The organism is Imperialibacter sp. (assembly GCF_048007035.1).
Lineage (GTDB): Bacteria > Bacteroidota > Bacteroidia > Cytophagales > Cyclobacteriaceae > Imperialibacter.
In genome coordinates this window covers 1,306,316-1,328,065 of sequence record NZ_CP180355.1, presented here as the reverse complement: position 1 = coordinate 1,328,065, position 21,750 = coordinate 1,306,316, and the positions used below count along the sequence as shown (strand labels likewise).

Below are 21,750 nucleotides of genomic sequence, written 5' to 3'. Positions count from 1 at the left end.
AAAATATATTTGAACCCAGGCTACCATGGATTCTCCGTTTCTTTTAACAAACGAACATATAATTGTAACAGGCGCTTCATCAGGTATCGGGCGTCAATGTGCGATTGCATTCAGCAGGCTCGGTGCGAATCTCACGTTATTAGGCAAAAGTGAGGAGCGCTTGAATGACACGCTTTCGCAATTGGAGCGAAAAAAGGAGCATCAATTTTTTTGTTTGGACTTGCTAAAGAGTGAAGAAATGGAGACAGTAGTCGAATTATCAGTTAAGAAACTAGGTAAAGTGCATGGCCTTGTTAATTCGGCCGGCATAGCAACTACTATACCGCTAAGATCAGTCACGAATGCTAAAATGGAAGATTTTTTTTCGGTTAATGTCTTTGGGGCCATAAATCTAACCAGAATTGTTACGAAGAGATATTTCATGTCACCAAACAAGGGCAGTATCATTTTTATAGCTTCTATCATTGGTGTGGTGGGTGACTCCGGAAAGTCGTTGTACGGAATGACAAAAGGTGCCCTGATATCGGGGGTGAGGTCACTTTCTATTGAATTGGCGGCTCGAAATATTAGAGTCAATGCTGTTTCGCCAGGGGTCGTCGTAACGCCTATGTTAAGTAATGCATCTTATAGCAAGGATCAAATGGCATTTGAAAAAATAAAGAATGCTCATCCACTCGGCTTAGGGGCTCCTGAAGATGTTGCTAATTCTTGTGCCTTCCTCCTGTCTGATGCAAGTCGATGGATAACGGGCTCTAATTTGATAATTGATGGAGGATATTCTGCAGTTTGATGGCAATGCATCCATTTCTGCTAACAAATAAGACCATTGTCGTAACGGGGGCCTCATCGGGCATTGGGCGAGCTTGTGCTTTTGAATGTGCAAAACAAGGGGCGCAGATTATTGCTTTAGGAAGAAATAAGCAAAAATTAGAATTGCTAATGGAAGAATTGAAAGAAATTAGCAAGCAAAATCCCGATAGTCTACACAGTTATTGCATCCTTGATCTGTCGGGCGATTTGAAAGAATTCAGAGGAGTCATCGACCGATACATTGGGAACAAAACTCGTATTGATGGTTTTGTCCACGCAGCTGGCATGGAAAAAACAATTCCTCTTGTCTCAATGAAATCTGCTGATTTCATTGAATTATATAAGTTGAACGTGGTTGGTGGATTGGAGCTCGCAGGAATATTCTCGAAAAAGAAGTATGTTTCAAATCATGCAAGCTTTGTTTTCGTTTCTTCCATTACATCTATGATTGGAAGAGCAGGTCTTGTAGGATACTCCGCATCAAAAGGAGCTCTTATTTCTGCTGTAAAATCAATGGCGATCGAACTAGCCAATAAAAATATCAATGTTAACTGTATTTCTCCTGGTACAGTGTTGACGCCAATGATCTTGAAGTACCTTCAAAGCTTAGGCCCTGAAGAACAGGAAAAGCGAAAGCAGAACTTTCCGCTTGGGCTGGGAAAACCCGAAGATGTGGCTTATTCGTGCGTTTTCCTTTTGTCTGACAGTGCCAGATGGATAACAGGGACAAACCTCGTGGTCGATGGGGGGTATACTGCAAAGTAACCAATACCCGACGAATATCAATTCAACTGCAATTATCAGGCAAGTAAAAAAAGTGCAGGCTGTCATAAATCCCTTGTGTTTGAATGGTTTGCTGAAATGCAAAGTTTATGTCACACAAACAAACTAGAATAATCGTGATCGGAGCAGGTGGTCATGCGGCCGAGATAGATGAGTATATTCAGTATGCTAATCAGGCCCTAACATCCACTGAATGGGAGATTGTTGGTTTTCTGGATGACAACCCGGATAGTTACGCCAGGTATTCCTTTTCAGCTCCGTTCTTGGGTGCTATTAGCAACCACAAGATACTAGATGAAACTTCGTACATAATGGGAATCGCCAACCTGACCTACCGGCGCCCTATAATCGAGAAATTTGTTGCTGTTGGCGCCAGGTTTGCTACGGTGATTCACCCAGGTACTTATGTCTCAAAAAGTGCCATAATCGGACAGGGAGTTGTGGTTGCACCAAATGTCAACATTGGGCCTAATGTAAAGATCGGAGACTTTACCCTGCTCAATGCACGTTGCAGCATTGGCCACGATTCTGAGCTGGGGCGTTATAATTTTATTTGCCCTAATGTCTCATTGTCTGGCTTCACCAAAGTAGGCAATGAAAACCTTTTCGGTATCAATAGCGCAACCATTCCAGGCATAACAATAGGAGACAGAAACAAAATCGCTGCCGGGATGGTTATTGATAAAGACGTAGACGACGATACAGTGGTATTCTTTCGTCAGAAGGAGCGTGTGATTGCGATACCAAAAAATTCTTCTGATAAATGACGTCCCTTCTTACCTATTTCATCCATCCCGTCTTCATCTCTATTCTACTCCTGCTTCTCGGAGTTTTTTTTCGTTCTAATGGTAGGAAGAAGAGTGCCCGGGTAAGCTTTTTTCTGTCAGCGAGTCTTTTTTTTGGAGCTTCTACATCTCTCGTTCCCAACCACCTGATCCGTCAGCTTGAAAGCAGTTACCCGGTATTTGAGCCGGGTCAGCTCACGTTTTCTGATGAACCGATGCCTATTATTGTGCTGGGGGCGGGGTATGGTTACAACGAAAAGCTACCTCCATTGAGCCGATTGAGCACAACCACTTTGGGCAGACTTGTTGAGGCCGTTCGTGTTTACCAAGCTTTGCCTGGTGCCAAAGTAGCTGGTTCCGCTGGTTTGATTCATCAATCGATCAACCAGGCACAAGCGATAGCGGAGGGGGCTCTCGCTCTCGGTGTGCTGCCGTCGGATACTTTGCAGCTCAGGGGAGCACTGAATACCTGGGAAGAAGCTGGCAAATTTGTAGCTCGCTTTGGCAAAGGCAGCAGGGTAGTGATAGCCACAGACGCCATTCACATGCGCAGGGCAATGATGCTGTTTAAGGCCAGGGGGTTACAACCCACCGCCGCCCCCACCAACCATCTCATAAAAACAGAAATTCACCTCAATCTATTTGATTTTTTGCCTTCCACCTCTAGTCTCAGAAAGACCGAACTTGTCATGCACGAGCACCTCGGTATCCTCTGGGCGAAGTGGGTCCTGCTGTAACACGCTATGGTCCGACTTTCAGACTCTCGGACAGTTCGACACTCAGATATTCCGACTTTCGGACTCGTCCGCTCCATCCGACTTGTCAGCCGAAGTTTTAGCGTAGGTTGAAAATCCGACCTATCTCCGGTCTAACCGCCGAACCCTTGGCGTCAGAGCGTTTGCCCACCGAAGCTTTAGAGTAGGAGGGTTGTCTATTTAAGCCTTCTTTTCCGACGTTTTCACCTCCTTCCGAAATCATAGCTAAATTTTTCAATCCACCTGTTTTTGGCCTCATTTGATTTTTATTTATTCATCTGACACAAAGTAGCAAGCCCAAAGGATCAGGCCACAAAGGTTTTGGCCTGCCCTCTTTGTGCTCCTTCGCATTTGCCCTTTCTTCTGGCAGGCCGGGCGGAGTCAGAGGGCTGGGGCGAGATGTTTCTTCTCGGTCGTCAAACTTCCCATCACACCGAGGTGGTGCCACCAGCTACCGCTGTGTACACCACGCCCTATAGCGCCCTTTCTTAAGTCCAACTGCGGCCAAGCCACAACTTCATGGCATAGGAGGTGAGAGGCCAAAATGGTTGTAAGATGATGAGCTCATTAACTTGACACAGATGCCCGGCTTAGGGGTGCCCGACTAAGGGGCGATGTTCTTACTTCCTGTTTTTTTATAAACTTTCTATGAACACAACAAGAATTTCTGCGATAGCATGCCTGGGCATTCCGTTGACTTCCTTCGCAATTACCCCCCGGAGGAGAGGTAGCACGCTGATACTGGTTGTGAGGTGTGGAGGTAATTAAATCCCAAAGAATGCCATTGGGTGACCACTTTCATGCTTTTTCTTCTACTTTTTGACTTATGTATCCTGTTTTCTTTCTTCCTCCTTTCGAAACAATTACTAACTTTGATTTATTTTTTGAAATAATCCGTTTTCCAACCCGCATGTCGAATCCCTCTGAAAAAATCTGGTTATCCTCACCTCATATGGGAGCCAACGAATTGGACTATATCAAGGAAGCTTTTGATTCTAACTGGATTGCGCCCGTAGGCCCCTGTGTAAATGCCTTTGAGGGAGCATTGCAACGGTTAGTGGGAGTGCCTGCAACGGCCATTAGCTCAGGCACGGCTGGTATCCATCTGGCACTAATTATTGCTGGTGTGGAACGTGGTGACGAAGTGATTTGCCAGTCTTTTACTTTTTGTGGCACTTCAAACCCCATTCTTTATCAGGGTGCGATGCCTGTTTTTGTTGACAGTGAGTTAGATACCTGGAACATGGATCCTGCGTTATTAGAGGAAGCGATAATAGACAGGCTTAAGAAAGGGAAGAAACCAAAAGCCATCATTTATGTGCACTTGTATGGAATGCCGGCCAAGGGGGATGAGATCAGGCACATAGCAGACAAATATGGTATTTTCCTTATAGAAGATGCAGCCGAGGCGCTGGGTGCAACCTACAAAGGCCGACCTGCTGGTAGCCTGGGCGACATCAGCATATTGTCCTTCAATGGAAACAAAATCATCACTACATCCGGTGGTGGAGCGTTGCTGTCGCCTCAAAAGAAGTGGGTGGAGAAAGCAACCTATCTGGCAACTCAGGCACGACAGCCAGCCGCCCATTATGAGCACACAGAGGTAGGCTACAATTATCGCATGAGCAACATATGCGCTAGTATAGGACGAGGCCAGTTGGAGGTCTTAGAAGAAAGGGTTCAGCAAAGGAGGGCTAATTTCGAGTTTTACAAAGAAAAACTGTCGGGGTACAGCGGTATTTCATTTCTTTCTGAGCTGCCGGGGCATTTTTCAAACAGGTGGTTGACAACGATTGTCGTAAATCCGGAAAAAGCAGGTAATGTGAGCAGGGAGGATATCAGACTGGCGCTTGAAAAAGAAAATATCGAATGTAGGCCAACCTGGAAGCCGATGCACATGCAGCCTGTATACGATGAGGCACCGAAATACTTAAATGGCGTTTCGGAGCAGGTATTCAGAGAGGGGCTTTGTCTTCCTTCTGGCTCCAATCTTACATTACAGCAAAAGCAAAAAGTGATAGGCGCCATTTATGGCGTGTTGCAGCGACCGGGCAATAGCTAACTCCCTGTTGTCGCCCGCCCCAACGCTTATGCCATTTTTCTACCCCAAAACAAGGTTCTCGCACCTTCCGCCCCCGATCCGCCCGTCCGTCCCTGACCTCGGTGTTTCACCTTCGGTCTCCCGCTTCCTGTCCGAATATCTGAGCGTCTGAGTATCCGACTATCTCCCAACTCCCATCTTACACGCCCGCCGAAGCCTCAGACGCAGGAGAGTTACTTCACCGTCCCACTATAACTCACCCCAAAACCAACAGTTTTGAAGTTAAGGGTATACAATTTGGCGAAACACTTGTCGTTAAAAAGCTTCCCTATCATACCCACATTCACATTGCGGGATTCGTACTCTGCCGAGACTAACAAAAAGCTTGATAATGGCACCCTGGCTGAACCAAACACGCCTACCTGGTAGTCATTCTCTTTTTTTACAATATCGATCGAATCAAATCCAGTGAATATCAGCGTTCTTACTACCCAGGGAATACCAACCCCTGCTGACAAGGTGAGCTCCTTGCCACCTAAATTGAAATGCTTGGTGCCGGTAATAAAGTTGGAATCCACAAAATTGCTCGTGCCCAGCGGGATATACATTCCAAAAAGCAAAGCTGGAAACTTATCGGTCTCTTTTTTGAGTAGGAACCTCATGCTCCCGGATCGATCACCTATGCCATAGTCTAAGGGAGCGTCAATGATAGGAGTGAGGTTGAACGTAAGCTCCATAAATGGGAGGAAACCAAGCGTAACAAAGTTGTGAATTTCGTGTGTCCCTCGTCTGCTGGGATAGAGAATGAGCGCCTCTTTTTGTGGGTTGAAGCTACTGCCAAAGGCAATTTTTTTATCTCCAATCACTCTGGCTTCCGGCACGAGGAAGTTGCCCGACTGCCCGGTAAGGGTAAATTGTGCCAGGCTGGGGCGCAGGGTTCCTGCAAAAAGCAGTATACTTGTGAGTAGAAATCCAATTTTCATGCGCCTTTTCGGAAGCAATATATTTGTCACAATAGCGTTGGTTATGCTCTTTGCCTTTTCGGAGGCGCTTGCTCAGCCTGCTGATTCACTCAGAGAGCTGTTGCAAACCAAAGGTGCAGAGAACATTCAATATTTCAAAGACGAGCAGGGAAGAGGACATTATACGTTAGAGTACCGACTGCACCGCAATCCGGTGGTATTGCTCAACGAACTGCCCGATTGGGCTGTAAAATCAGACACCGTAGCCGTCACCCTGATGTGGTACGGCAGCCCATGGACCACACTGAGCGGAGGCAATGTGACGGCTGGTGCAAAAGATGATAAGCCCTTGAGAAGAGCAAACACGTCGTTTGCTGGGGGGCGGCCTTATAAGCTGGATGTCTCTATAGCCCCAGTGGTATTTGCTGAATTTGGCGACGAGTTCGATATATTTCGTACGCAATTTGCGCTGGCCCCCAAAATCAACTATCAGTTACCTTTTGGGCTGAGTGCCGACTTGCAGTGGATATTCCCCATTCAAAACGACTTTGAAAGCCGCTTCGGCTTCAGCAGCAGGCCTGGCCAGATCAGCCTGAGTTATACCAAATCTTTTATCCCTAACCACATTTTCGTCGCCTCCGCCGGTACCTTCCTCAACAGGCAGTATGGGGCCAGCGTCGACTATGTCGTCAGGGCAGGAAGGAATTATTTTGGAGTTGCAGCCAATTTATCTGCTACCTATGCCTACGAGGATCGGGTGCTGTACAGGGAAGCATTGGAGTACGTAAGCGGAGGAGTTTGGTGGATGCATTCCTTTCCGCAGCACGACCTTTGGACGAAGGTTTCCTTCGAACGGTTTCTCTATGAAGATTATGGATCCAGAATTGAACTGTTTCGTCAGTTTGGTAACAATGAAATGGGTTTATACATGACGGCCTCTGTCAGGGGCTTCAACGGGGGTGTACAATGGGCAATGCCACTTTTTCCAAAGGTATTTTATAAAAACAAATACCTTCAAGTGCGCCCGGCTAACCAATTTCTATTCACCTACGAATACCTTCGCAACCAAAACGATGGTGAAAGCCTGATGAAGTACCGACAAACAGACAGGTCACTTAGGGCTTTGCATCCTTCTTTTATTAAAAATCATTTATTATCATTACTTAAAATATTATAATTTATCCGATAAGATTGCAACTTAAGAAGCAAATTACTAGTAAATTGCGCTTTGAAAGTTGTTATTATCAACTGGCTCAGCCAATTGTTCTTCGGTAGGGGGTGTCAGTTTGGGTCAAAATTCAAAGTCAATGAAACGAATACTTTTAAAGGGGTCGATATTGGTGGCGATGCTGCTCATTTTTTCGGATTGCGAGCAGCAGATCGTAGGCCCTGTGCCCAATTTTGATTATGAGTTCCCATCAGGAGGGATTGATTTGGGTGACGTGACGCTGGAGGATGTAACGCCCGATGATATCACGCCCGGGAGTATGAATACAGATGGCCAAACAGCTTTCGGCAACAACCTGGCAAACGTCAATACGAACGCAGCAGCTTTGGCCGCAGTGCGTGATCAGCTCACAGCGTTGACCCAGGCGCTGTCAACCTCCCAGAAGAATGCTATCAAAGGTTTGAATGTCAACTCACTGCCTACACAGGTAAAAAATGGCGTAAGCGACCCCAACAGTAACCTGATATCATTGATCGCAACGATACAAGGCCTTTTGAAAGACTATCCTCAGCTGGCTCCTCTTGTGCCTAACATGACGTTGCCTACTGGCGGGCGGATATTGAATGATAGGGGCAGGGCATTAGAAGTCACAGTCCCGTTGATCGAAACGAAAGTATTTGCAGTGAATGCTTTAGAGCTTGATTGCGAAGCAGCAGCACGACGGGCGTATAATACTACTGTAGCTGAAATCGATTCAGCCTACAATGCTCAGCTAGTGTTGGTCAGTAACAAAGATTCGGAAAATATTCAAGCAGCCATTGCTCTACGCACAACGAGCATTGCAGCAGCAAACACCCGCTACACCGAGAGAAACCTGGTGTTTAGATCACAATATGATGCTTTCGCAGCTAGTATAGCTAGTGCTACTGTATTTACACCAGCCGAGATTGAACTGTTGAATATTCTGAATACGTTGCTTTATGCCATCGATTTATACAATAGCACATTGCTACTCAACCTCGAATTGACTGCGATTTCCAACCAGTTGGCGGCTAATCTTGCAAAAGCAGCGGCGGCCAAAACCAGGATGACCAATGAAGCCAACACTAAAAAAAATGCTGCTATCAAGCAAGCTACAGATAGGCTGAACGACGGCTTAAATACCTGTCACAATCAGGGTGGTGCTTCAGGCGGCGATTGATGTTAGATTTGAAATTGATAAGAAGATATTGAAACCACTTACTTTTAAATGTATGCGTGGATTTATACCAGCCTTACTAGTACTTTTTATTTTTGCGGGGCAGGCTGCCTTTGGACAGGCCTCTCTTACCTACCTCAATGTAGAAGGAGGATACTATAAGCCTTCCCTGGGCTATTGGAACAATGACTCCTATCTAACTGGCTTCGATATGAAGCTGGGTGGGGGTTTGTACTATGGTGGAGGTGTGGGTTTCCGTGTGTACGATAGTTATTTTGGCAGGCTTTCGGTAGGTCAATTCTCTACCAGCGACAAATCTGAGCCCATCAACCTTGGAGGGCTCACAAGGGAGGAATACCTGAAGATCAAGATCATGCCGGTATCACTGGACTTTTTGTATGAATTCCAGACACTCGCCAAAGACAAAATTTTCCCATACGTGGGTGCTGGAGCCTCGATCAACTTTATCCAAAGAACCTATAAAAGAAGTGCCAATACAGGCCTTGACGAAGAGGGCTCTGATACAGGGAGGGCCAATTCGTTTTACCCATTGGTTGGGGTATCCTACAATGTAACCAACTATATAGATGTTGGACTTGAGGGCAGATTTCCGATAGGGAGCTATAAGCAGGCCTTTTCGACAGTTACAGAAGATCCCAATAGTTTTACCGTGGAAACTGTGTCTATCACAGGCCCGATTGTGTCATTGAAGGCGAACCTCCGCTTTGAGCCAAGAGGCCACAGAAGAAGCGCTTCTTCAAGATATAGAGGTAATTACAAAGTGGGCCGCAGGAGATAAAATCCGGATATCTGCAAAAAACACTGGAATGAAGGGTCAGCCAACGCTGACCCTTTTTTTGTCTGGTAACGGCCATTCTTAATCCTCTTTGCTCCCATTTCACCTAATGCTTTCACAAAACTTGGATCAAGCGGAAAATCTGGGGAGCAAGACGATAAAATCACGTTATACCATTTGGCGAACGATAAGCATTAAAGAAGCAAAACAGGTTCAATGCGTCTCGCTTGGACCTTTTGCTTCTTTATTTAATGGCAAGATACTTTTGTACTCTTGTGATCAGAGAGCCTTCACAAAACTTCCCCTGGGTCTCCGCCAGGGATTCTGAGGGAGTTTGAAAGTTCTCCTGCTTCACCGTTTAGCCACCAAAAATCCGTTGCAAAAACCCTTTCTTTGAAGCTTCCTTTGCCATTTCCATCTCATCCCCCTCAATCATCTTCCATATTTCACCCCAGGGGGGCAGTCCGCCAACATTCCGGTCGTCAATAAAGAGATCCACATTCACTTTTCTACTTTGTCCTTCCTCAAACCCCTCGCCGGGAAAGGCTTCGTTGACAGCATAAAAGGTGAGCCCTTGCTTTTCACAGTAGGCGATGGCTTCCTCCAAATACCTGCCTTCCCGAATTGTCCAGAGTACTAGCCGGTGATTGCGTTTTTGCAGTGCTTTGAGCGTGTCGACAGCAAACAGGATGGGCTTCCCAATTTTCGGGTAAGCGTGTTCTACAATAGTACCGTCAAAGTCTACGGCGATAGTCAAAGTTTGTCGCATGTTTGTCGCTTCTGTGTACAAATATAAAGAATGAGCAGAAAGCACGTGCCCTTATCCAATTTAACCATTTGTTACCGATTTCTTTTTCGCAACCCGATGAGTTTTGCCTAACTTTGTTCAACAAATCCAAAATTGATGAACTACTATAATCATATCGTTGAGACCATAGGAAACACCCCTCTGGTGAAGCTGAACAAGGTGTCGGCAGGCATAAAAGGCACCATTCTGGTGAAGGTCGAGTACATGAATCCTGGTAACTCTGTGAAGGACAGGATTGCATTGAAAATGATTGAAGATGCGGAAAAGGAAGGGCTTCTTAAGCCCGGAGGCACCATTATAGAGGGTACGAGCGGAAACACGGGCATGGGCCTTGCGCTGGTTGCCATTGCCAAAGGCTACCGCTGTATTTTCACTATGGCCGATAAGCAGTCGCAGGAAAAAATAGACATTCTGAGAGCCGTAGGGGCCGAAGTGGTCGTTTGCCCCACCAACGTAGAGCCCGACGATCCAAGGTCGTACTATTCTGTGGCAAAAAAGTTGAACAAAGAGATTCCCAACTCGCTTTATCCCAATCAGTATGACAATCTGTCCAACTACAAGGCTCACTACGAGTCAACTGGACCGGAGATTTGGAAAGACACAGCCGGTAAAATAACGCATTACGCAGCTGGCGTCGGCACAGGCGGCACCATCAGCGGAACGAGCAAATACCTGAAAGAGCAGAAGGCTGACATTGTCACGGTAGGTATCGATACTTACGGGTCTGTGTTCAAAAAGTACAAAGAGACGGGCATTTTTGACCCCAACGAAGTGTATCCTTACCTCACAGAAGGTATTGGTGAGGACATCCTGCCTAAGAATGTGGATTTCTCAACAATTGATCATTTCGTGAAAGTAACAGACAAGGATGCGGCGATCATGACCCGGCGACTGGCCAGAGAAGAAGGGCTATTTGTGGGCTGGTCGTGTGGCTCGGCGGCATATGGAGCACTTGAATACGCAAAAGAACATCTCACAGACGGCGATGTGATGGTGATCATTTTGCCAGACCACGGCACACGCTATCTGGGTAAAGTGTATAACGACGCATGGATGCGCAACCATGGATTCCTGGAGGAAAGAACTTTTGCCACCGCCAGAGACATCATCAAACGCCGCAATGGCTATACCAAACTCACAACTGTCAATAAGAATATGAAAGTGGGTGATGTGATTGGCGTCTTCAATATCGACGGCATTTCACAGCTGCCAGTGGCAGACAAAGATCATTTTGTAGGCAGTGTACACGAGACCAAGCTGCTGAATAGCCTGATCCAGGATCCAAGCATCAAGGACAAGCCCGTAAGTGAGGTAATGGACCCTTCCTTTCAGTTTGTAGGCATGGACAACACCGTCGATGTGCTTTCTTCCCTGATCAACAAAGACAATAAGGCGCTGTTGGTGAGAGATGAGACGAACAAGGTGCACATCATCACTGAGCATGACCTTTTGATGGCACTGACACGCTAAGTCACCGATAATTGTCTTTGAAGTGTGCGGTTGTCTGTTTACCTTGATACTTCAATCTAAATTACTCACCTCTTTACTTGCAATCCCGATGGGTCAACACCTGTCGGGATTTTTTTTGGCTGTAGGTTAGCGTGTGTTGTCGTCACAGACCCAAAGGTTAAGGTGCTGTATCTTCACGCACCTTGAGGTTAAGGTGTCGTGTCTTCAAACACCTTGAAACACTACAGCTTTCCTTTTGATTTTTAGTGTTTTATGAACGCTTCGCTGTTTTTATATGTCGTACCTACGGCACTTGCAGGCCTGCTTGGAGTGCCACCGGTGGCGTTACCCATGTTCCGTCCCTACGGGACTTTTTCTCTGCGGCCCTCCCTTTTTCTGCGGTTGCAGTCTCTTTATGATATCAGCTTTCCCTTTGTTTCACCGTGCCTTAGTGTCTTCGTGGCTGTATTGCTGGTCGCTGCGGCGCTTCCACGATTGTTGCAGAGTGTCACCAGTAGTGTGACCCATGTTCCTTCTCTGTGGGACTTTACCTCTGCGGCGCTCCCGAACTCTGCGGTCATATATTCCTTTATTTTGTTTCTCGCAAGCCTGCCTGGGCAGGCCGTAAAGTTTTGTGTTAGCTCTATGGTGACATCCTCTCAGAATAAATCCTTCAAGCTATCAACTCCTTTAAATTCTTATCTATTCTTCAATGAAGTCACCCCAAGAAAACCCATATTGCGTCAAAATTGCACCATGCGTTCATCTTCACCCATAGGCATATTCGACAGCGGCATAGGAGGACTCACCGTAGCCAGGGCCGTCAAAGACTTGCTACCCGACGAGCAGCTCATCTACTTTGGAGACACCGCTCACCTTCCGTATGGCGAGAAGTCCGTGGCTGCTATTCAGGCCTACAGTGTTCGTATTGCCGACTTCCTCATTCAGCGGGGATGTAAGCTGATCCTGATTGCCTGCAACTCGGCCAGTGCGGCTGCCTACGACCTGGTAAAAGAGTATGCTGGCAAAAAAGCCCAGGTATTCAACGTGATCGACCCGGTGGTAGACTATGTGCGGGAGACCTATGCTGATGCATCCATAGGGCTGATAGGAACCAAAGCTACCGTGCAAAGTGGGGTGTACCAGCAAAAGATTGAAAGCATGGACAATAAAAATCAGTGCAAGGCGCAGGCAACGCCATTGCTCGTTCCTATGATAGAAGAAGGCTTTCTGCACAACCGTATCAGTCACGATATCATTGAGCAGTATTTGTCGTCGTCGGCGCTGTCCGATATATCGGCGTTGATTTTAGGTTGCACACACTATCCATTGATAAAAAAGGAGGTGGAAGCCTACTATAATGGTAAAGTGCAGGTAATCGACTCTTCGGTGACAGTTGCCAGGGCACTGAAAGGATTTTTGGAGCTTCATAATCTGAAGGCTGCCAGCCGGTCGCATGAAAATCAGTTCTTTGTCTCTGATTACACCGCTTCATTTGAGGGCACTACCAGGCTTTTTTTCGGTGAGTCAGTTAGTTTGGAGAAGTTTGATCTCTGGGAGTAACGCAATCTCCTTGGAGTCTCCGCTAGAGACCCTGAGGGAGTTAGATACACCACTTTTCATTCTCAAGCTTGAGAAGTTAACAGAAGTCTGCTCCTTGTATCTGAAAAAGAGCATCAGCATTAGCCAACCCTTTCAGCATCCTCTTCGAGAGACACCAAAAGGATATCGCTTTCGGGATAAGGTTGTTTGGAGAAAAATCCCCTTGGGGTCTCCGCCAGGGACCCTGAGGGAGTTAGCCACACCACTTTTCATTCTCAAGCTTGAGAAGTTAACAGAAGTCTACACCATGTATCTGACAACGAGTATTAGAGCTGGCCAACCCTTTCAGTGCCCTGTTTGAGAGACATCAAAAGGATATCGTTTTCACAATAAGCTTGTTCGGATAACCATCCCCTTGGGGTCTCCACTAGGAACCCTGAGGGGTTTTTACGCCCTATTTTTTATTCAGATTGTATATTATTTTAAAAATACCTATTTTGAAATAATGTCTATCCATCAAACACATTCGGAGAAGAATGCGATATATTTTGTCACTTTTACATGTTTTCAATGGTTGCCATTGATCGATGAGACTTCCTGCTATCAATACTTCAATAAGTGGTTTGAATATTTGACGACTCAAAAGGCTTATGTATTAGGATACGTTATCATGCCAAATCACTTTCATGGATTGATATACGTTGATCAGAATTCCGATAAAACGATTAATCAGTTTGTTGCAAATGGGAAAAGGTTTATCGCTTATGAAATTATCAGGAAGTTGAAAGAGCAAACTCACCATAATATCTTGACAAAGTTGGAAAGTGGCCTTTCCAGGAGGCAGGTCGAGCGAGGCAGTAAACATGCGGTTTTCATATCGTCGTTTGATGGGAAGCTTTGTTTCGATAGAGAAATGGTCGAAACTAAGTTAAATTATATTCATAAGAATCCTGTCAAGGGAAAGTGGAGGCTGGTGGATGACTGGGTTTATTACCCGTATTCAAGCGCAGGTTTTTACGAACTGGGTGAAAGCAATTCTTACCTACGGCACTACCGAGAATTCATTTAAGCTCCCTTTTGCGATTTTGTTACAACTCTTCAGGGTGCCTTAACCCCTCGGCGTCTTTGCCGGGGATTATTAGGGATCCAGATGGATATTCTCTCTAAAACAGGATTTCGTCGACGAACCCTTTCAGTGTCCTCTTCGAGAGACACCAAAAGGATGTCGTTTTCACAATAAGCTTGGATAGAAGATAATCCCCTTAACCATCCCCTTGGGGTCTCCGGCAGGGATCCTGAGGGAGTTAGCGACGCACTTTTTATTCTCATTCCTGAGAGGGCCACAGAAGTCTGCTCTATGTATCTGACAAAGAGCATTAGAGCTGGCCAACCCTTTCAGTGTCCTGTTTGAGAGACATCAAAAGGATCTCGTTTTCACAATAAGCTTTTGTAAAAGAGAATCCCCTTGGTGTCTCCGCTAAAGACCCTGAGGGAGTTAGCTACACCACTTTTCATTCTCAAGATTGAGAAGGTTAAGGAAGTCTGCTCCATGTATCTGACAAAGAGCATTAGCGCTAGCCAACCCTTTCAGTGTCCTCTTCGAGAGACACCAAAAGGATGTCGTTTTCACAATAAGCTTGGATAGAAGATAATCCCCTTGGGGTTCCGCCAGAGACCCTGAGGGAGTTAGCTATACCACTTTTCATTCTCAAGCTTGAGAAGTTAACAGAAGTCTGCTCCATGTATCTGAAAAAGAGCATCAGCATTAGCCAACCCTTTCAGCATCCTCTTCGAGAGACACCAAAAGGATATGGTTTTCGGGATAAGCTTGTATATAAGAGAATCCCCTTGGGGTCTCCGCCATAAACCCTGAGGGTGTCCATTCACGATCAACCCTTTCAGCGTCCTCTTCTAGAGGCGCCAAAAGGATTTAGGGATTTACTTAACCCACCTTTCTTTCATAAGGATTACTCATCTCTTCCTCTTATATTCGCATAATCGGAGAAACCAGCACCCTATGACCACCTTTCTCTTCTTTTTACCGCTCATTCTCACCAACGCTGTGCTTGGCATTTATGCGGAACGGAAGATCTCTGCCTTTATTCAGGACAGAATGGGGCCCATGGAAACCGGGAAGTTCGGCATTCTGCAGACTACGGCCGATATCGTTAAGCTCATTCAAAAGGAGGATATAGTACCCGCTGCCGCCGACTGGAAGCTCTTCAAGCTGGCGCCGGTCATCATATTTACTGCAGTTTTTTCCGGGTTTGCCGTCATACCCCTCAGTGGAGCCTGGGATGGAGCAGGCCTTGAAATTGGCGTTTTCTACCTGCTGGCCATCATATCACTCGACGTTCTTGGCATTTTGATGGCAGGCTGGGGCTCAAACAGCAAGTTTTCTTTATTTGGAGCACTTCGGTCAGTCGCTCAAATCATTTCCTATGAGGTGCCGCTGGGCCTCTCAGTTTTATGTGTTGTCATGATCACACAGTCCCTCGATCTGCAGGAGATTTCGTTATCACAGGGGCTTCAGTCGCCCAATGCGGTTTATTTGTTTGGCGTGGTAAAGTCGATGGATGTGAGCCAATGGGGAGGTGTCTTTGCCTGGAATATTGTGCAGGCGCCGTTGCTCATACCGGTATTTGTCATCTTCTTTATCGCCTCGCTGGCAGAATGCAACCGGGCACCTTTTGACTTGCCGGAAGCAGAGTCTGAATTGATCGCTGGTTATCATACTGAATATTCAGGATTCAGGTGGGCCTTCTTTATGCTGGCAGAATATGGAATGATGATGCTGGTGAGTATGCTGGCAGCTATTTTGTTCTTTGGTGCATGGAATACGCCGCTACCCAATATGGGCGTGGTGAAGCTGGCAGATTGGACAACAGGAACTCCCGGTTCGTTCATGAGCTATATTTGGGGAGTGTTTTGGCTATTGTCGAAAGCTCTCGTTGGTATGTTTATGCACATGTGGATCAGGTGGACCTACCCCCGTTTGCGCATTGACCAACTCATGAACCTGAGTTGGAAATACCTCACTCCGGCGTCTATCCTCTTGCTTTTGTTATGTGGAATCTGGAGATTATGGATGATCGCATGAGAGACGAAAAAACTACGTATTGGTCAGATATAAAAACCAGCACCCAGACCTTGCTGGAAGGGCTGCAGCTATCTATCAGGCACCTCAAAAAGTCGACTGGAAAGTGGGCGTTGGGTTCTGTGGCTAAAGACAATTACTTCAGGGAAGGAGAAGGGCTGGTGACCTTGCAGTACCCAAAGGAAAAGCTGCCCGTGCCCGACAATGGAAGATACAAGCTCCACAATGAGATCGACGACTGCATTGTGTGTGACAAGTGTGCCAAGATTTGTCCGGTTAACTGCATAGACATTGAACCAGTGCGGGCGGTGGAGGAAATAGGAAAGACTTCAGATGGAACCTCCAAGCGCATTTATGCGGCTAAGTTCGATATCGATATGGCCAAGTGTTGCTTCTGCGGACTCTGCACCACAGTATGCCCGACTGAGTGCCTGACCATGACCAGCGAGTATGATTTCAGTACCTTTTCAGTGAAGGAACATAATTTTGCTTTTGCAGAGATGACGCCGCTGGAGATCCTCGAGAAGAAAAAGGCCTTTGAGGAAATGCAACTGGCCAAGCAGCAAGGACAGCCGAAAGAAGCCAGCACCGCCGAAACATCAGGAGCAGCCGCTTCAGCCAAGCCGGTTTTCAGGCCCAAAATGCCTGCGATAAAGCCGCAAATGTCCAAAAAAGCCCCCGACACCAGCGAAGAGGTTCCACAAGCTGCTTCAGAAGCTCCAAAGAAACCTGTTTTCAGACCGAAAATGCCGGTGATGAAGCCCGCAACACCAAAGAGTGCTGAGGAGGAACAAACGCCGACGCCGAAGGCCGACACCAGTGGGGAAGCTTCGCCGAATACAGCCAAGAAACCGGTCATGAAGCCTAAAATGCCTGTCATGAAACCTGTGATGAAGAAGCCCGAACCTCAGGAGGGCGAGGAAGAGAAAAAACCGGAGGAAACTAAAAAGCCTGTGTTCAGGCCCAAGCCCATCATGAAACCGAAAAAAGACGACTGATGGACGCAGGTGTTATTCACTATATTTTTGCGGCACTTGTAGTGCTCTCTGTGCTGGGGATTCTTGTCACAAGAAACCTGTTGTATGCGGCCTTTCTTCTGGTGCTGACCTTTTTGGGCGTGGCAGGATTGTTTGTTTTGGCGCAGGCCGATTTTGTGGCGGTCACGCAGCTAATGATTTATATCGGGGGCGTGTTGATTCTACTGGTTTTCGGCATTATGCTTACCAATAGGGTCGCTGGTCAACCCATTCTAACCCAGCTTAACCGAACAGTATTGGGAGTACTATTCTCTGTCGCACTTTTCGCTAGCATCGTGTACCTTTCGCAAGGGTTTCATACTACGGAAATCGTTGTGGCGCCTCATGCCATACAACGGCTGGGAATGGCCATCCTCACCGACTATTTTATTCTGTTTGAAATTATAGGTGTATTACTGCTTGTGGCGCTGGTGGGTGCTGCCACTATCGCTCGGTTCAAAGGGGAGGGGCATGGGTAATTCTATCTACCTTTTACTATCCGCCTTCGTTTTCTCGGCAGGTGTGGCGCTGGTGCTCACCCGACAGAATGTGATTGCCGTGCTGATAGGAGTAGAGCTTGTGTTCAATGCAGCCAATATCAACTTTGTCTATTTCAACGCCTTATACCCGGAAAGGCTCGATGGCCAGTTTTTTTCCCTTGTGGTGATTACTATCGCCGCTGCCGAAACGGCATTGGCATTGGCTATCATAGTGAAGCTTTACAGAACATATCATACTACCAATCTTGACGAAATAAGCAATCTGGTGGAAGAGTAGATGGAAGAGCAACCTACCAACATATGGATTTGGAGTGCCATAGCCGTTTTATGGCTACTGCCTTTGCTGTCATTTGTAATAGGACTGGTGCTATGGCGAAAAAGAAAGGACGGCCTCGGAAAATTTTCCACGTTGCTCCTGGCGGCTAGCACCCTTTTGTCGTGGATTATTTTCGGAGTCAACTTTGGTGTACCAGAGTCGTTGCTCTCACTTTCCTGGTGGAGTGTAGGAGACACCGAGTTTTCGTTTTCGCTGGCGTTGTCCGGCATCACTCAGCTTTTGTTGGTGATCGTAAATACTGTGTCTTTGCTGGTGCATGTGTATTCGCTGGAGTACATGAAGGATGATCCTGGTAAAAACCGCTATTTCGCCTGTCTTGGTTTGTTCACCTTCTCCATGCTGGGCATAGTGCTGGCTGATAGCTTGTTGTTGATTTTTTGTTTTTGGGAGCTGGTGGGCACTTCTTCCTATTTCCTCATTGGGTTTTGGTACAAAAAGGAGTCGGCGGCCCTGGCTTCCTTCAAGGCTTTTCTTGTCAACCGGGTGGGTGATCTTGGTTTTCTGATCGGTATTTGTTTGATCTATGCCATTTTTAAAACCCTCAGCATCAGTGAGCTGCAGGGGATGGTAGATGCGATTCAATGGAAAGGAGAGGTCTTTAATTTTGAAAGAAATGGTGAGTTGATTACCTCTTCACCGTTTATGTTCACGGTGATTTCCATTTGCCTCTTAGGCGGAGCGGTAGGCAAGTCAGCACAGTTTCCCTTGCAGGTATGGCTGCCAGACGCCATGGAAGGCCCTACACCAGTATCTGCTCTCATTCACGCTGCTACGATGGTGGCGGCTGGGATTTACTTCATTGCCCGGGTTTTTTTTCTATTTACACCACCCGCTCTGTTTATGGTGGCTTTTATTGGTGCCATCACTGCTGTGATGGGTGCCGTAGCTGCCATTTCTCAATATGACATCAAGAAGGTATTGGCTTTCTCTACCATCTCACAACTCGGATTCATGGTGCTGGCGCTGGGGGTTGGCGGCAGAGAGGAAGGCCTGTTTCATTTGGCCACTCACGCCGCTTTCAAAGCGGGCCTTTTTCTCGCAGCTGGTAGTATCATCCATGCCTTGCACCGGTTTGCTCATGAAACCCATGCTCACTTCGATGCTCAGGACATGCGCCTGATGGGGGGTGTCAGAAATTATATGCCTACTACCTTTCTGGTTTTCCTTTTGCTGGCACTGGCTATTTCGGGCATTCCCATGTTCTCAGGCTTTCTGTCAAAAGATGCAATTGTCACAAAAGCCTTTTCCTGGGCGTCAGCTGAGGGGGGCGTGAGGTGGGTCGTGCCTATGCTGGCCTTGTTTAGCGCTTTTCTTACTGCTTTTTACATGAGCAGGCTGGTCATGTTGGTTTTTTTCGGGAGCAATAAAACACCAGGATTAGGCAATAAGGGCGGCCTGACAGAAAATGGCAAACTAATCACCATTCCTCTTCTGGTTTTGGCGGGAGGCAGCCTTTGGATTTGGTTCAACTGGAACCCCTTCGGGCAAGGCAGCTGGCTGATGGACCTGGTAGCCACCGGCCGATCCACCATTTCTGGCCTTTATCTGGAGACGACCAACGAGATTCCACATAAGACAATAGCTACTATTTCCATATTGGTTTCTCTCACAGGTGTCGGTCTGGGGTATGTGATGTATGACGAAGATGAGCATCAGGCTATTGCAGAACTGGAAGAAAAGACTTCGAAGCCTGGCTTTTGGGGTGAATTGTCTTTTAACAACTGGTACCTGAATGAGCTTTATGACCAAACGGTGGTGTATTCTTTCAACCAACTGACAAGAGCGTCATCCTGGGCTGATAGGCGTGTGATTGATCCTGTGGTCAATTTAACGGGAGTTTTGATGGTGGTAGCCTCAATGGTCGTAGGGTGGTTTGATAAGAAGGTGGTGGATGGCCTGGTAGTGCTCACGGTTCGAATCACTGAATTTTTTGGTAACATTGCACGATCCTTCCAGGGCGGTGCGGTGCAGAAATATATTGCGTGGTCGTTATTTTTTACCTTACTGGTAGTTACCTGGATATTGATTAAGTAAGCCAATGATGAACTATCTGTTATCGCTGATTATATGGACACCTGTTGTAGGAGCGCTGATAGTGTTGCTGATGAAAGACAGGCAAGCCACTGCCATCCGCTGGATATCGTTGGCAGCGGTGTTACTACAACTTGCAGGCAGCAGTATCCTCCTGTTTCAGTTTTATCAGTTTCCGGAAAGCGGCGGAAGTTATTCCATTGAAAGCTTTCACTTTGTGGAAAAAGCGGACTGGATCACCATGGACCTCGGGGGCTGGGGGGTGTTGTCTATCGACTACCTGCTGGGTGTTGACGGATTGAGTGTGCCGCTGCTGTGGATGTCTACACTTATTTTGGTAATCGGCATGATCAGCTCATGGTCGATCACCAAACAGGTGAAAGGCTATTTTGCGTTGTACCTGCTGTTGAGCAGCTCTATTATTGGTTGCTTTGTGGCCCTCGACTTTTTCCTCTTCTACATTTTCTTTGAATTCATGCTCTTGCCCATGTACTTCCTAATCGGTATTTGGGGAGGTATCAGAAGAGAATATGCATCGATAAAGTTCTTTTTATATACGCTGGTTGGCTCAGTGCTGATCCTCGTGGCGATGATCGGCCTCTATATCTCGGTGTCGGATCCCACTGAAATATTAGCTGATGGGAGGCTGGTCAGGACTTTCAATCTCCTGCACATGAGCGACCCAGCCAACTTTATTGCAGGAAGCATTTTGGATCCCACCTACCTAAAAGAATGGGGAGGCGTTTCTATTCGATCCCTGGCATTCTTATTCCTTTTTGTAGGCTTCATCATCAAGCTACCTGCCGTTCCTTTTCATACCTGGCTCCCCGATGCCCACGTGGAAGCACCCACACCTGTGTCTGTGGTGTTGGCTGGTATCTTGCTGAAGATTGGCGGCTATGGCTTGTTGCGAATTGCCTATCCTATTTTTCCGGAGGCTGCGCTCGACTACTCGTGGTGGGTAGGCTTTTTAGGGGTGATAGCCATTATCTATGGCGGATTCAATGCCATGGCACAGTCCGATTTGAAGAAGCTGATCGCCTACTCATCCGTTTCCCACATGGGCTTTGTGCTGCTCGGTATTGCCGCTGGCACCACCGAAGGGTACTCCGGTGCAGTGTTTCAGATGGTGAGCCACGGGTTTATCTCGGCAGCACTCTTCCTGATAGCAGGAGTGCTCTACGACCGTACGCACGACAGAATGATAGAGAACTACAGCGGCCTGGCAGAAAAGATGCCTTATTTTACAGCCGTTACGGTCTTTTTCTTCTTTGCTTCTCTGGGGCTACCTGGCCTTTCAGGTTTCATTGGTGAGCTATTGGTTTTCCTTGGGGCTTTTCAGTCTTCATCAATCAATGGGCAGGTGCCGCAATGGATGGCGGTGCTGGCTACCTTTGGTCTGGTGCTTTCAGCTGCGTATTACCTCTGGACCTTGCAGCGCATGTTCTACGGCAGGTTGGCGCTCAGGGAGGTGGCTTGGAAGGATATGCTGACCGAGCTGACCAACCGGGAGTGGCTGATGTTCATCCCATTGATTTTCATTGTGCTTTTGCTTGGTATTTTTCCTCATTTCCTTCTCGACCTAATGAACGGAAGTATCAATCAGCTGAAAGAGCTGGTTTTCGAAAACGGAAATACCATCATCCAGTCACTTAATTCAGGAGGCAGCTAA

General features: G+C 46.9%; 19 protein-coding genes. 16 read left to right on the top strand and 3 right to left on the bottom strand.

What is annotated here, in order from left to right:
* Positions 1–25: 25 nt before the first annotated feature.
* From ACMVP2_RS06040 to ACMVP2_RS06020, 5 genes are all read left to right on the top strand, one after another.
* Positions 26–790 carry an SDR family NAD(P)-dependent oxidoreductase gene (locus tag ACMVP2_RS06040; RefSeq protein ID WP_151998747.1) on the top strand — a complete coding sequence of 255 codons (765 nt, stop codon included), beginning with the start codon at positions 26–28 and terminating at the stop codon, positions 788–790.
* Between the two features lie 5 nt (positions 791–795).
* Positions 796–1,575 (top strand): SDR family NAD(P)-dependent oxidoreductase, encoded by a 780-nt coding sequence (locus ACMVP2_RS06035; protein WP_416867048.1) that lies wholly within the window; start codon positions 796–798, stop codon positions 1,573–1,575.
* Between the two features lie 107 nt (positions 1,576–1,682).
* Positions 1,683–2,360, top strand: coding sequence for an acetyltransferase (locus ACMVP2_RS06030; protein ID WP_339792892.1), 678 nt, complete (start codon positions 1,683–1,685; stop codon positions 2,358–2,360).
* On the top strand, positions 2,357–3,115 hold the full coding sequence (locus ACMVP2_RS06025) for a YdcF family protein (RefSeq protein ID WP_416867047.1): 759 nt from the start codon (positions 2,357–2,359) through the stop codon (positions 3,113–3,115). The genes ACMVP2_RS06030 and ACMVP2_RS06025 overlap by 4 nt, the downstream gene beginning before the upstream one ends.
* Positions 3,116–4,085: 970 nt before the next feature.
* Complete coding sequence (locus ACMVP2_RS06020; protein WP_339792889.1) at positions 4,086–5,195, top strand: DegT/DnrJ/EryC1/StrS family aminotransferase; 1,110 nt, start codon at positions 4,086–4,088, stop codon at positions 5,193–5,195.
* A 212-nt stretch (positions 5,196–5,407) separates the two neighbouring features.
* Here ACMVP2_RS06020 and ACMVP2_RS06015 read toward each other — a convergent pair whose 3' ends face one another.
* A complete protein-coding gene (locus tag ACMVP2_RS06015; RefSeq protein ID WP_416867046.1) occupies positions 5,408–6,157 on the bottom strand; it encodes a hypothetical protein in 750 nt (249 codons plus the stop codon).
* On the opposite strand from ACMVP2_RS06015, the gene ACMVP2_RS06010 reads away from it, so the two are divergent.
* From ACMVP2_RS06010 to ACMVP2_RS06000, 3 genes are all read left to right on the top strand, one after another.
* Positions 6,156–7,313: a hypothetical protein gene (locus ACMVP2_RS06010; protein ID WP_416867045.1), complete on the top strand. Its 1,158-nt coding sequence runs from the start codon at positions 6,156–6,158 to the stop codon at positions 7,311–7,313. The genes ACMVP2_RS06015 and ACMVP2_RS06010 overlap by 2 nt on opposite strands.
* Positions 7,314–7,443: 130 nt before the next feature.
* Positions 7,444–8,505 carry a hypothetical protein gene (locus tag ACMVP2_RS06005; RefSeq protein ID WP_416867044.1) on the top strand — a complete coding sequence of 354 codons (1,062 nt, stop codon included), beginning with the start codon at positions 7,444–7,446 and terminating at the stop codon, positions 8,503–8,505.
* 52 nt (positions 8,506–8,557) lie between these two features.
* The gene (locus ACMVP2_RS06000) at positions 8,558–9,301 is read left to right on the top strand and encodes a hypothetical protein (RefSeq protein ID WP_416867043.1); all 744 of its coding nucleotides are present in this window, start codon (positions 8,558–8,560) and stop codon (positions 9,299–9,301) included.
* 355 nt (positions 9,302–9,656) lie between these two features.
* Here ACMVP2_RS06000 and ACMVP2_RS05995 read toward each other — a convergent pair whose 3' ends face one another.
* Complete coding sequence (locus ACMVP2_RS05995) at positions 9,657–10,067, bottom strand: BT0820 family HAD-type phosphatase (RefSeq protein WP_339792880.1); 411 nt, start codon at positions 10,065–10,067, stop codon at positions 9,657–9,659.
* A gap of 135 nt (positions 10,068–10,202) precedes the next feature.
* Between ACMVP2_RS05995 and ACMVP2_RS05990 the strand changes: the two genes are divergently transcribed.
* Positions 10,203–11,576 (top strand): cystathionine beta-synthase, encoded by a 1,374-nt coding sequence (locus ACMVP2_RS05990; RefSeq protein WP_339792879.1) that lies wholly within the window; start codon positions 10,203–10,205, stop codon positions 11,574–11,576.
* A 392-nt stretch (positions 11,577–11,968) separates the two neighbouring features.
* Here ACMVP2_RS05990 and ACMVP2_RS05985 read toward each other — a convergent pair whose 3' ends face one another.
* The gene (locus ACMVP2_RS05985) at positions 11,969–12,136 is read right to left on the bottom strand and encodes a hypothetical protein (protein WP_416867042.1); all 168 of its coding nucleotides are present in this window, start codon (positions 12,134–12,136) and stop codon (positions 11,969–11,971) included.
* Between the two features lie 175 nt (positions 12,137–12,311).
* Here ACMVP2_RS05985 and murI point away from each other — a divergent pair, with 175 nt between their 5' ends.
* From murI to ACMVP2_RS05950, 7 genes are all read left to right on the top strand, one after another.
* Positions 12,312–13,118: a glutamate racemase gene (gene murI / locus ACMVP2_RS05980; protein WP_416867041.1), complete on the top strand. Its 807-nt coding sequence runs from the start codon at positions 12,312–12,314 to the stop codon at positions 13,116–13,118.
* A 1,996-nt stretch (positions 13,119–15,114) separates the two neighbouring features.
* Positions 15,115–16,197 (top strand): complex I subunit 1 family protein, encoded by a 1,083-nt coding sequence (locus ACMVP2_RS05975; RefSeq protein ID WP_339790970.1) that lies wholly within the window; start codon positions 15,115–15,117, stop codon positions 16,195–16,197.
* Positions 16,182–17,192 carry a 4Fe-4S dicluster domain-containing protein gene (locus tag ACMVP2_RS05970; RefSeq protein WP_339790972.1) on the top strand — a complete coding sequence of 337 codons (1,011 nt, stop codon included), beginning with the start codon at positions 16,182–16,184 and terminating at the stop codon, positions 17,190–17,192. The genes ACMVP2_RS05975 and ACMVP2_RS05970 overlap by 16 nt, the downstream gene beginning before the upstream one ends.
* Complete coding sequence (locus ACMVP2_RS05965) at positions 17,192–17,689, top strand: NADH-quinone oxidoreductase subunit J (protein ID WP_339790973.1); 498 nt, start codon at positions 17,192–17,194, stop codon at positions 17,687–17,689. The genes ACMVP2_RS05970 and ACMVP2_RS05965 overlap by 1 nt, the downstream gene beginning before the upstream one ends.
* A complete protein-coding gene (nuoK, locus tag ACMVP2_RS05960; RefSeq protein WP_416867040.1) occupies positions 17,682–17,987 on the top strand; it encodes an NADH-quinone oxidoreductase subunit NuoK in 306 nt (101 codons plus the stop codon). The genes ACMVP2_RS05965 and nuoK overlap by 8 nt, the downstream gene beginning before the upstream one ends.
* Positions 17,988–20,081, top strand: a complete 2,094-nt coding sequence (gene nuoL, locus ACMVP2_RS05955) for an NADH-quinone oxidoreductase subunit L (protein ID WP_416867039.1) — start codon at positions 17,988–17,990, stop codon at positions 20,079–20,081.
* Positions 20,082–20,085: 4 nt separating this feature from the next.
* Positions 20,086–21,750 (top strand): complex I subunit 4 family protein, encoded by a 1,665-nt coding sequence (locus ACMVP2_RS05950; RefSeq protein ID WP_416867038.1) that lies wholly within the window; start codon positions 20,086–20,088, stop codon positions 21,748–21,750.

Coding starts and splice junctions, on each gene's coding strand:
- ACMVP2_RS06000 (WP_416867043.1), top strand. CDS start 8,558: ATGCGTGGATTTATACCAGCCTTACTAGTACTTTTTATTTTTGCGGGG.
- ACMVP2_RS06025 (WP_416867047.1), top strand. CDS start 2,357: ATGACGTCCCTTCTTACCTATTTCATCCATCCCGTCTTCATCTCTATT.
- ACMVP2_RS05985 (WP_416867042.1), bottom strand. CDS start 12,136: ATGACCGCAGAGTTCGGGAGCGCCGCAGAGGTAAAGTCCCACAGAGAA.
- nuoK (WP_416867040.1), top strand. CDS start 17,682: ATGGGTAATTCTATCTACCTTTTACTATCCGCCTTCGTTTTCTCGGCA.
- ACMVP2_RS05965 (WP_339790973.1), top strand. CDS start 17,192: ATGGACGCAGGTGTTATTCACTATATTTTTGCGGCACTTGTAGTGCTC.
- ACMVP2_RS05970 (WP_339790972.1), top strand. CDS start 16,182: ATGGATGATCGCATGAGAGACGAAAAAACTACGTATTGGTCAGATATA.
- ACMVP2_RS05950 (WP_416867038.1), top strand. CDS start 20,086: ATGATGAACTATCTGTTATCGCTGATTATATGGACACCTGTTGTAGGA.
- nuoL (WP_416867039.1), top strand. CDS start 17,988: ATGGAAGAGCAACCTACCAACATATGGATTTGGAGTGCCATAGCCGTT.
- ACMVP2_RS06015 (WP_416867046.1), bottom strand. CDS start 6,157: ATGAAAATTGGATTTCTACTCACAAGTATACTGCTTTTTGCAGGAACC.
- ACMVP2_RS05995 (WP_339792880.1), bottom strand. CDS start 10,067: ATGCGACAAACTTTGACTATCGCCGTAGACTTTGACGGTACTATTGTA.
- ACMVP2_RS06010 (WP_416867045.1), top strand. CDS start 6,156: ATGCGCCTTTTCGGAAGCAATATATTTGTCACAATAGCGTTGGTTATG.
- ACMVP2_RS05990 (WP_339792879.1), top strand. CDS start 10,203: ATGAACTACTATAATCATATCGTTGAGACCATAGGAAACACCCCTCTG.
- ACMVP2_RS06020 (WP_339792889.1), top strand. CDS start 4,086: ATGGGAGCCAACGAATTGGACTATATCAAGGAAGCTTTTGATTCTAAC.
- ACMVP2_RS06005 (WP_416867044.1), top strand. CDS start 7,444: ATGAAACGAATACTTTTAAAGGGGTCGATATTGGTGGCGATGCTGCTC.
- ACMVP2_RS06030 (WP_339792892.1), top strand. CDS start 1,683: ATGTCACACAAACAAACTAGAATAATCGTGATCGGAGCAGGTGGTCAT.
- ACMVP2_RS06040 (WP_151998747.1), top strand. CDS start 26: ATGGATTCTCCGTTTCTTTTAACAAACGAACATATAATTGTAACAGGC.
- ACMVP2_RS06035 (WP_416867048.1), top strand. CDS start 796: ATGCATCCATTTCTGCTAACAAATAAGACCATTGTCGTAACGGGGGCC.
- ACMVP2_RS05975 (WP_339790970.1), top strand. CDS start 15,115: ATGACCACCTTTCTCTTCTTTTTACCGCTCATTCTCACCAACGCTGTG.
- murI (WP_416867041.1), top strand. CDS start 12,312: ATGCGTTCATCTTCACCCATAGGCATATTCGACAGCGGCATAGGAGGA.